Origin of the sequence: Streptomyces anandii JCM 4720 (assembly GCF_014650655.1) — a bacterium.
GTDB classification, from domain to species: Bacteria; Actinomycetota; Actinomycetes; order Streptomycetales; family Streptomycetaceae; genus Streptomyces; species Streptomyces anandii.
This window is the reverse complement of sequence record NZ_BMVJ01000008.1, coordinates 235,801-245,616: the sequence shown is the minus strand read 5'-3', so window position 1 is coordinate 245,616 and position 9,816 is coordinate 235,801. Positions and strand designations below refer to the sequence as shown.

The following is a 9,816-nucleotide window of genomic DNA, read 5'->3' as shown; positions in this document are numbered from 1 at the left end:
GAGCACCGGGACCGTGGCGGGCTGGGCCTCCAGCCGGGAGAGCAGCACCTTGTCGCTGGTGATCGTGCGCGAGGTCAGCCGCGTCATGCGGTACCGGGCGAGATGGTCGCGACGGCCGTTGTGGTCGAGCTGGGTCAAAAGGCTCTTGCCCACCGCGGTCGCGTGGGCGGAGCAGCGGAAGTCGAACCACTCGTTGACCGCCGGGGCGGCCGGCCCGGCGGCGTACTGGGTGACGCGGACCTCTCCGTCGACGTACCGGCTGATGTAGACGGCCGCGCCGAGCGAGTCGCGCAGCCGGTCGAGGATGCGCTGGAGCTGGTCGCGCAGGGCCTGCTCGTGGCCGCGGGCGGCGCCGAGGCGGGCGAGGGCGGCCCCGGTGACGTAGCCGCCGTCGGTGACCTGCTCGACGTAGCCCTCGCGGCGGAGCATGCGCAGCAGCGCGGTCAGCCGCTCGGGGGCGAGGCCCGTGCGGCGGCCGAGCTCGGTGTCCGTGACCCCGGTGGAGTGCCGTGCCACCGTCTCCAGGACGCGCAGGGCGTCCTGGGCCGAGTGGTACGGGGCGGTCGGCTCGTGCTTCAGCGCCACGGTCTCCCCCTGCGCTCGCTGTCTGGGCCGTGATCCGGTCAGCCAATCACCTCCACGGTAACGGTCAAACGCCGTTCGGTGAGCCGGCGTTGGAGAGATTGGGTCCCGGCGCGGCCGCGCTCACCGCACCGAGGTGCTCACAGCACCGCGCCGAGGAACTCCCGGGTTCGCTCCTGCTCCGGGTCGCCGAAGATCTTCTCCGGGGACCCGGCCTCCACCACGCGCCCCGAGTCGAACATCAGCACCTGGTCGGAGATGTCCCGGGCGAAGCCCATCTCGTGGGTCACGCACAGCATCGTGATGTCGGTGCTGCGGGCGATGTCGCGCAGCAGGTCCAGGACCCCCGCGACCAGCTCCGGGTCGAGGGCCGAGGTCACCTCGTCCAGGAGCAGCACCTGCGGCCGCATGGCCAGCGCGCGGGCGATCGCCACCCGCTGCTGCTGCCCGCCGGACAGCTGGGAGGGGCGGGCGTCGCACTTGTCGGCGAGGCCCACCAGCTCCAGCAGCTCCCGTGCGCGGGCCTCCGCCTCGTCCCTGGACATGCCGAGCACGGTGACCGGGGCCTCGGTGATGTTCCTGAGCACGGTCATGTTCGGGAACAGGTTGAACTGCTGGAAGACCATCCCGATCTTCTTGCGGATCTCCCGGACCTGCTTGGGCGGCGCCGGGAAGAGCCGCTCCCCGTCCACCGTGATCGTGCCCTCGTCGGGCCGGGTCAGGGTCATCAGCATCCGCAGGATCGTGGTCTTGCCGGAGCCGGACGGGCCGATCAGCGTGACGTGCTTGCCGGTGTCGACGGAGAAGTCCAGCCCGTCGAGGACGGTGTGGTCGCCGAACCGCTTGGTCACGTTCTCCAAGCGGATCAGCTCCGTGGTCCCGGAGCCCGGGGAGCCGTCGGGGCCGGGGTTCGTCGGAGGTTCGGGGTTCTTGGCGGTGTCAACGGACAAGACGTCGCTCCAGTGCTCGCAGGAGGAGGGAGGCCAGGTAGGAAACGAGGATGAAGGCCACGCCGATCACGGTCAGCGGCTCGGTGAACTGGAAGTGCTGCTGGGAGAAGAGCCGGGCCTGCCCGAGCATCTCCAGCACGGTGATCGCCATCAGCAGCGGCGTGTCCTTGAGCATGGAGATCACGTAGTTGCCGAGCGCCGGGACGACCCGGCGGACCGCCTGCGGCAGGATCACCGCGGTCCACGTCCGCCGCCACGGCAGGTTCAGCGCCGTCGCCGCCTCCCACTGGCCGGCCGGCACCGCCTCGATGCCGGCCCGGTAGACCTGCATCGTGTACGTCGAGTAGTGCAGCCCGATCGCGAAGACGCCCGTGGTCAGGGCCGAGAACGTCAGCCCCCACTCGGGCAGCACGTAGAAGAGGAAGAACAGCTGCACCAGCAGCGGGGTGTCCCGCACGAACTCCGTCACCGCGCCCACCGGCCAGCGCACCCACCGGCTCGGCGTCCGCATCAGCAGCGCCCACACCAGGCCCAGCGCGAACGAGATCAGCGAGCCCAGCGCGAGGGCCTGGAGGGTGACCAGCAGACCGTCCCAGAAGTGCGGCATGAAATCGCGTACGGCGCCCCAGTCCCACTTCACGCCACACCACCTCCCGCGGCCCCGACGCCGGTCGTCTCGGCGCGCTTCGCTTCACGCGCGCCGGCCTCGTTCAGCAAGTCCTTGCCGACGCCCCGCTTCAGCCGCTTCTCCAGTCCCCGCATCAGCCGCGTCAGCGCGAAGGCGATCACGAAGTAGATCAGCAGCACGTACGTGTAGATCTCCGCGCTCTCCTGGAGCGCCAGGCGCACCAGGTTGCCGCTGAAGGCCAGGTCGCCCATGCCCATGACCGACACCAGCGCGGTGCCCTTGAGCAGCTCGATCAACAGGTTGCAGAAGGAGGGGATCATCTCCGGCACCGCCTGCGGCAGCATGATCAGCCGCATCCGCTGCCAGGGCGTGAAGCTCAGCGCGATGCCGCCCTCCCGCTGCGCCGGGTCCACCGCGTTCAGCGCCCCGCGCACGATCTCCGAGCCGTACGCCCCGTAGGTCAGCCCGAGCGCGAGCGTGCCCGCCCACATCGGCACCAGCTGCCAGCCGAAGGCGGGCGGCAGCACGAAGAACACCCAGAAGATCATCACCAGCGCGGAGGTCCCGCGGAACACCTCGGTGTAGAAGCCCGCGACGAAGCGGACGATCCACAGCCGGTGGGTGCGGGCGACGCCGACGACGAAGGAGACGGCGGTGGCCAGCAGCGCGCTGAGGACCAGCAGCTGGACGGTGGTCCACACACCTTGGAGTACGAGTTCCCAGAGTCCCTTGGTCATCCGCCGCACAGCTCCTTCGCGGTCAGAGCCGTCATCTCGTCCTTCGTGAAACCGAAGGGCCGCAGGATCCGGAGCAGCTCGCCGCTCTTCTTCATCCGGTGCAGCTCGGCGTTGAACGCGTCCCGCAGCCGCGTCTCGGTCGAGCGGAAGGCGAACGCGCCGCCGTCGACGTGCGGCTCGCCCTTCACCAGCGGCGCGAACGGCTTGGTGGCCTCCGCCTTGGCGGACTTCTTCACCACCTCGCGGACGGTGATCGCCGTACCCGCGAAGACGTCCACGCGTCCGGCCTCGACGGCGTTCAGCCCGGCCACCTGGTCGGGCACGATCAGGATGTCGCCCTGCTTGTAGCCGGCCTCCACCGCGTACTGGATCTCCGCGTATCCGGTGCCGGTGGCGAACTTCGCCTTCCTGCGCACCACGTCCTGGTAGCTGTGCAGCCCGAGCGGGTTGCCCTTGCGGACGATGAAGGAGTCGAGCATCTGGTAGTCGGGGTCGGCGAAGATCACCTGCTCGCAGCGCTCGGGGTTGACGTACATCCCGGCGGCCACGACGTCGAACTGCTGGGAGTTCAGGCCCGGGATGAGCGAGCCGAACTCGGTGGGCACCGGCTGCACCCGGTCCACCCCGAGGCGTTTGAAGATCACCCTGGCCAGCTCGGGCGCCTCACCGGTCAGCCGCCCGTCCTTGTCGATGTACCCGAACGGGATCTCGCCCGCGATGCCGAGCCGCACGACGCCCTGGGCCCGCAGCCGTCCCAGCAGGTCGCCGCCCTCACGGGTGGACGCCGTGGCCACGCGGCTGCAGCCGGCGGCGCCCAGCGCGCCGAGCGCCGCGACCCCCGCGAGCAGCGACCGGCGGCCGGGGCCCGCCGGCCCCGCTGTCCGTCTGCCTTTACCGAGTGCAAGTGGTGGAGCCATGGGCGCGCGGCTACCCAAGCGCATCCGGGCCATGCCCCGCGGTGTGTGGAGGGGCGATGGTGAAACGGTGACCGTGCCGCAACGGGAGGCTGCGCCGCGTGCACGGGGTACCCGAGCCGTGTACCGCCACCACGACGGCAGAAAGGTCGGTCATGACGGCACTCGGAATCCTCTACCCGGGCCACTTCGCCGAGGACGACTATCCGCGCATCGAGCAGCTCCTGGGCAGTGACATCCGGGTGGACGTGGTCCACACCGCCATCGGCGAGGGCGTGTACCGGCCGGACGCGCTGCGTGAGACGGGCTCGGCCGGGAGGCTGGCCGAGGGGGTCGAGGCGCTGCGGCTGTCCGGCGCGGAGGCGGTGGTGTGGGCGAGCACCGCGGGCAGCTTCACCCACGGCCGCCAGGGCGCCCACGACCAGGTCCGTACCCTCGCCCGCACGGCCGGGATGCCCGCCTCCTCGACCTCCTTCGGCTTCGAGCACGCGCTCCGCGAGCTGGGCGTACGGCGGGTGGCCGTCGCGGCGGCCTATCCCCAGGAGGTGACCGCCCTCTTCACGGACTTCCTGCGGGACGCGGGCCTGGAGGTGGCCGCCGCCCACAGCGCGGGGGTCACCACGGCCGCGCAGGTCGCGACCTGGGGCGAGCCGGAGGTCCTGGAGCTGGCCAGGGCGGCCGACACCGCCGAGGCCGAGGCGGTCGTCCTGCCCGACACCGCCCTGCACACCGCGTCCCACCTCGGCGTGCTCGAGGAGGAGCTCGGCAAGCCGGTGCTCACGGCGAACCAGGTGAGCGTGTGGGAGGCGCTGCGGCTGACCGACCGGCGGGTCAACGCCCCTGGTCTGGGAGCCCTGTTCACGCGGGAGCCGATCGTCCAGGTGTGAGCGCGGGCGCGGGTTGCGGGCACCGCCGCGGGGGCGTTACCTGGAACTGTCCGGCGGTGCGACGACGACCACGTCCGGGGTGACGGCACGGCCCGAAGCGGGCCGGCGGCCCTTGTCCGGCCCCACCGTGCCCGTCAGCGGCCCGACCGTTCCCCGCAGCGGCCGCCGTCGCCGCCGTCGTCCAGTGTCCGACGCGGAGGTGACCGAAGGTGAAAGCCGTCGTCTACGAAAAGCCCTTCAGCGTGACGGTGAGGGACGTCGACGATCCACGGATCCAGCACCCGAACGACGTGATCGTACGGGTCACGTCGAGCGCGATCTGTGGATCGGACCTGCACATGTACGAGGGCCGCACGGCCGCCGAGTCCGGCATCGTCTTCGGCCACGAGAACCTCGGCATCATCGAGGAGGTCGGCAGTGGTGTGACCTCGCTGTCCCAGGGGGACCGTGTGGTGATGCCGTTCAACGTGGCCTGCGGGTTCTGCAAGAACTGCCTGGCCGGCAAGACCGGCTTCTGCCTGACGGTGAACCCCGGGTTCGCGGGCGGCGCCTACGGCTATGTGGCCATGGGCCCCTACACCGGCGGGCAGGCCGAGCGGCTGCGGGTGCCGTTCGCCGACTTCAACTGCCTGAAGCTGCCGCCGGGGGAGGAGTTCGAGACCGACTTCGTGCTGCTCGCCGACATCTTCCCCACCGGCTACCACGGCTGTGAGCTCGCCCAGGTGAAGCCCGGCGAGAGCGTCGCCGTCTACGGCGCGGGCCCGGTGGGCCTGATGGCCGCCTACTCGGCGCTGCTGCGCGGCGCGGCCAAGGTGTTCTCGGTCGACCGGGTGCCGGAGCGGCTCGCCAAGGCGGAGGAGATCGGGGCCATCCCCATCGACTTCAGCAAGGGCGACCCGGCCGCCCAGATCAAGGAACAGACAGGAGGAGAGGGCACCGACAAGGGCGTGGACGCGGTCGGCTACCAGGCCACGTCCCACAAGGACACCAGCCACGAGGAACCCGCCGTCGTCCTCAACACCCTGGTCGAGACGGTACGGCCCACCGGTCTGCTCGGCATACCCGGCCTGTACGTGCCCTCCGACCCGGGCGCGCCCGACGAGCACGCCAAGCACGGCCAGCTCCTGGTCTCCATCGGCAAGATGTTCGAGAAGGGCCAGCAGATGGGCACCGGCCAGTGCAACGTCAAGCAGTACAACCGGCAGCTGCGCGACATGATCATCGCGGGCCGGGCCAAGCCCAGCTTCGTGGTCTCCCACGAGCTCCCGCTGGACCAGGCCCCACAGGCCTACGAGAAGTTCGACAAGCGCATCGAGGGCTACACCAAGGTGGTCCTCCACCCGGGACACGCCCTGGCCGCCTGATCCGCCGACCGCGGGGGAGAGGCCGCCGCGACGCGCGGCGGCCTCTCCCACGTCCCGACGCCCCGGGAGACCGAGGAACAAACCCGCACGGCCCCCTGTTGTCGCCCGTCAGGGCAGTACACGCACGACGGCAGGAGGCACACCCGTGGCAGACGAGATACGTGGCGAGGTCCGCGGCAGCGCGCCCGTACCGCTGTCCGTACTGGACCTGGTGACCGTGGGCGCGGGCCGCACCGCGACCGACGCGCTGCGCACCAGCGTGACCCTGTCACGGCTCGCGGAGAACCGCGGCTACCACCGCTACTGGGTCGCCGAGCACCACTCCATGCCGGGCGTCGCCTCCTCCTCCCCGGCCGTGATCCTCGCCCACCTCGCCGCCCACACCGAACGCATCCGCCTCGGCTCGGGCGGCGTCATGCTGCCCAACCACGCCCCGCTGGTCATCGCCGAGCAGTTCGGCACCCTGGAGGCCATGGCCCCCGGCCGGATCGACCTCGGCCTCGGCCGCGCCCCGGGCACGGACGGCGCCACCGCCGCCGCCCTGCGCCGCACGGAACTCCCCCAAGCTCTCGGCTCCGCCCGAGCAGGGGGGACCCCCATCCACTCGGGCGCCGACGACTTCCCCCAGCAGCTGGCGGAGCTGGTCCGGTTCCTCGACGACGACTTCCCCGACGGCCACCCCTACCGCCGTGTCCACGCCGTGCCCGGCCCGGTCCAGGCCACCTCGCCCGGCGGGGTGCAGTCACCGCACCGCCCGCCGGTCTGGCTGCTGGGCTCCTCAGGCTTCAGCGCCCGCCTGGCGGGCATGCTCGGCCTGCCCTTCGCCTTCGCCCACCACTTCTCCGCGCAGAACACGATCCCGGCCCTCGACCTGTACCGGGAGTCCTTCCGCCCGAGCGCGGTGCTCGACGAGCCGTACGCCCTGATCGGCGTCGCCGCCCTCGCCGCCGACGAGGAGCGCGAGGCCCGCCGCCAGGTGCTCGCCGCCGCGCTGAACATGGTCCGCCTGCGCACCGGCCGCCCCGGCCTCGTGCCCACTCCGGAGGAGGCGGAGGCGTACGACTTCAGCCCGATGGAGCGGGAGTTCGTCACCTCCTGGAACGCCAACGTCGTCCACGGCACCCCCGACGAGGTGCGCGCCGGACTCGACGACCTCCACAAGCGCACCGGCGCCGACGAGTTGATGATCACCAGCAACGCCCACAGCGGCGAGGTCCGGGTGCGCTCCTACGAACTCATCGCGGACGCCTACGGGCTGCCCGCGAGCTGATCCCGGCCGGCGACCCTCAGCGCCGCCCGCAGGCGTGGTCGTCCAGCAGTTCGGAGATACGGTCCGGTGACACCGGGCGGGAGTACAGCCATCCCTGCCCGGTGTCGCAGCCGATCCGCCGCAGCCGGCTCGCCTGGTCGGAGGTCTCCACGCACTCGGCGGTCACGGACAGCCCCAGCCGGTGGGCGAGCTGGATCATCGCCTCCACGATGACCTCGTCCGCCGCCCCCGTGCGCTCCTCGTGCTGGAAGCCGCGTACGAAGGAGCCGTCCAGCTTCAGCACGGACACCGGCAGACGGCTCAGATACGCCAGGTTCGAGTAGCCGGTGCCGAAGTCGTCGATGGCGATGTGCACGCCCATGTCGCTCAGCGCCCGCAGCGTCTGGAGCGGCCGCCCGGCCGAGCCCATCACCGCCGACTCGGTCAGTTCGAGCTGGAGGAGATGCGGGGCGAGCCCGGTCTCCGCGAGCACCTCGGCCACATCCGCCACCAGGTCCGAGTCCCACACCTGCCGAACCGCCACGTTGACGCTGACGAAGATCGGCGGCTCGCCGGGGTGGTCCAGCTGCCAGCGGCGGGCCTGGCGGCAGGCCGTGGCGAGGATCCAGCGGCCGAGCGGCACGATCGAGCCGTCCTCCTCCGCCAGCGCGATGAACCGGTTCGGCGTCAGCACCCCGAACTGCGGGTGCCGCCAGCGCACCAGCGCCTCGACCCCGCGCAGCCGCCCGTCCTCCATGCCGACCAGCGGCTGGTACTCCAGGGTGAACTCACCGCGCTCGACGGCCGCGCGCAGCGTGGAGACCAGGGCCTGACGGGTCATCCGGTGCGCGTTGCGCTCCGGGTCGAACAGCGTCCAGCGGGCCCTGCCGTCGGCCTTCGCCCAGTACAGCGTCGTGTCGGCGGCCTGCATCAGCGCGGTCGCCGAGGTCCCCTCCGTCTGCCGCTCGACCACTCCGATCGACGCCGACACCGACAGCCGGCGCCCGGAGATCTCGAACGGCGCCTGGAGGGCGGTGAGCACCGACTCGGCGAGAGCGGCGAGTTGCTCGGTGCCGGTCGAGTCCTCCACCAGCAGCGCGAACTCGTCGCCGCCGAGCCTCGCCACCAGCGGGGCGCTCGCGCGGCCGTAGCCCGCCTCGTCGGCGCACCGGGTGAGCCGCTCGGCGACGGCCGCGAGCAGCCGGTCGCCGATGCGGTGGCCGAGGGTGTCGTTGATCGCCTTGAAACCGTCCAGGTCCAGGTAGCACAGCCCGATGCGGCCGGTGCCGCCGCGCTCGTACGACCCGGGCTCCGGCTCCGGCTCGGATTCCGGCTGCGACCCGGCCTCCAGCGCGGCCGACAGGCGCTCGAAGAACAGCGTGCGGTTGGGCAGCCGGGTCACCGGGTCGTGGCTCCGCAGATGCCGCAGCCGGTTCTGCAGTTCGCGCCGGGCGCTGATGTCCGTGAGGGACAGCAACACCCCGCCGGACCCGGCGGGCAGCGGCGCGAGGGTGACCTGCACCCACAGGGAGCGGCCGTCGGGGTGCTTGAGCAGCCGGGTGCAGCGCATCCGGGCCTGCCGGCCGCGCAGGACCTCGCGGTACGCGTGCCAGGCGCGGGCGTCGGACGTGAGGTCCACCAGGTCGGCGGCGACCTGCCCGGCGAGCTCGTCCGGCGGGGTGCCGAGCAGCGCGCCGCACGTCTCGTTCGCGCTGACCACCAGCCCCTCGCGGTCCACCACGGCCATGGCGAGCGGGGCGGCCCGGAAGGCGGAGCGGAAGGAGGGTTCGGCCGGTGCGGTGAATTCCGTACGGACGGGGGCGGGTTGCGCCATCGGAGTGAAGCCGACCGTGCGCGCGGTGGCGGTCCCGCCGGCCGCGGCGGTCGCGCCTGCCTCCTCGCCGACCGGCGCGGGGGCCACCGCCGCCGCGAGCGCGTCCGCACCCGGAGCCTTCGTAACATCACCCTGTGTGACATTCAGACGGCTGAGGTCTGCCGCGGGCGTCGGCCCTTCGGACGTTCCGCTCACCGCTCGCTCCCGCCGTGCACTCGGTCTTCGTATCGGTCTCGTCGGGTGGCCGGCCGGGTGACTGACGGCCGCCGGGCCCGTGTCCGCGCAGGAAAGTGCCAGGAAAGTGTGCCGATCATAGATGCTGGCGCCTGACCCCTTCCAGCCACTTGCCGGTGTTCGCCGGCGCGCGGCCTTCGTGACAGATCGTTTCTGCCCGCACCTGGACGGGTTCTTCGTCCGGCCGACCACTTGTGACGTTCCGTGAGTGTTCCGGGGTGTCGTCTTCCCCGGCCGGTACACGGCAGCCGTCCCTCGTGAAGCAGCGCCTCTCACCCTTCCGGTGCAGACAAACAGGGCGTACCCCTACAAACTCGCACAGGCTGGGTGCGGTGTCCCCGCGAACCGCACCCGGAGGTCCCCGTGCCGCGTCAGCTCCCCCTGAAGGCGCTCGGCCGTGACGCCCTCAAGGCGCTGAACCAGCCCCAGGCACGGCC

The 9,816-nt window shown here is 71.8% G+C and carries 9 protein-coding genes; 3 read left to right on the top strand and 6 right to left on the bottom strand.

Annotated features, from left to right (window positions below):
• From IE249_RS16985 to ehuB, 5 genes are all read right to left on the bottom strand, one after another.
• Positions 1-585 (bottom strand): IclR family transcriptional regulator domain-containing protein (locus tag IE249_RS16985; RefSeq protein ID WP_229858697.1); only part of this gene is annotated, 585 nt, incomplete at its 3' end.
• Between the two features lie 137 nt (positions 586-722).
• Positions 723-1,532 (bottom strand): ectoine/hydroxyectoine ABC transporter ATP-binding protein EhuA, encoded by an 810-nt coding sequence (ehuA, locus tag IE249_RS16980; protein WP_308434359.1) that lies wholly within the window; start codon positions 1,530-1,532, stop codon positions 723-725.
• Entirely contained in the window at positions 1,522-2,172 is a 651-nt protein-coding gene (gene ehuD, locus IE249_RS16975) for an ectoine/hydroxyectoine ABC transporter permease subunit EhuD (RefSeq protein WP_189705658.1), read from the bottom strand. The genes ehuA and ehuD overlap by 11 nt, the downstream gene beginning before the upstream one ends.
• Positions 2,169-2,897 carry an ectoine/hydroxyectoine ABC transporter permease subunit EhuC gene (ehuC, locus tag IE249_RS16970; RefSeq protein WP_189705657.1) on the bottom strand — a complete coding sequence of 243 codons (729 nt, stop codon included), beginning with the start codon at positions 2,895-2,897 and terminating at the stop codon, positions 2,169-2,171. Before ehuC ends, ehuD begins: the two co-directional genes overlap by 4 nt.
• The gene (ehuB, locus tag IE249_RS16965) at positions 2,894-3,814 is read right to left on the bottom strand and encodes an ectoine/hydroxyectoine ABC transporter substrate-binding protein EhuB (RefSeq protein WP_189705737.1); all 921 of its coding nucleotides are present in this window, start codon (positions 3,812-3,814) and stop codon (positions 2,894-2,896) included. The genes ehuC and ehuB overlap by 4 nt, the downstream gene beginning before the upstream one ends.
• Positions 3,815-3,966: 152 nt before the next feature.
• Between ehuB and IE249_RS16960 the strand changes: the two genes are divergently transcribed.
• The 3 genes from IE249_RS16960 (at position 3,967) to IE249_RS16950 (ending at position 7,332) form a co-directional block, all read left to right on the top strand.
• Positions 3,967-4,698: a maleate cis-trans isomerase family protein gene (locus IE249_RS16960; protein ID WP_189705656.1), complete on the top strand. Its 732-nt coding sequence runs from the start codon at positions 3,967-3,969 to the stop codon at positions 4,696-4,698.
• Between the two features lie 209 nt (positions 4,699-4,907).
• Complete coding sequence (locus tag IE249_RS16955) at positions 4,908-6,062, top strand: glutathione-independent formaldehyde dehydrogenase (protein ID WP_189705655.1); 1,155 nt, start codon at positions 4,908-4,910, stop codon at positions 6,060-6,062.
• Between the two features lie 145 nt (positions 6,063-6,207).
• Positions 6,208-7,332, top strand: coding sequence for an LLM class flavin-dependent oxidoreductase (locus tag IE249_RS16950; RefSeq protein ID WP_189705654.1), 1,125 nt, complete (start codon positions 6,208-6,210; stop codon positions 7,330-7,332).
• Positions 7,333-7,348: 16 nt separating this feature from the next.
• On the opposite strand, the gene IE249_RS16945 is transcribed toward IE249_RS16950, so the two are convergent.
• Positions 7,349-9,232 carry a putative bifunctional diguanylate cyclase/phosphodiesterase gene (locus IE249_RS16945; protein WP_373304400.1) on the bottom strand — a complete coding sequence of 628 codons (1,884 nt, stop codon included), beginning with the start codon at positions 9,230-9,232 and terminating at the stop codon, positions 7,349-7,351.
• Positions 9,233-9,816 lie beyond the last annotated feature (584 nt).

Excerpts from the sequence above, each read along its gene's own strand:
- ehuC (WP_189705657.1), bottom strand. The coding sequence starts at position 2,897 with ATGACCAAGGGACTCTGGGAACTCGTACTCCAAGGTGTGTGGACCACC.
- ehuB (WP_189705737.1), bottom strand. The coding sequence starts at position 3,814 with ATGGCTCCACCACTTGCACTCGGTAAAGGCAGACGGACAGCGGGGCCG.
- IE249_RS16960 (WP_189705656.1), top strand. The coding sequence starts at position 3,967 with ATGACGGCACTCGGAATCCTCTACCCGGGCCACTTCGCCGAGGACGAC.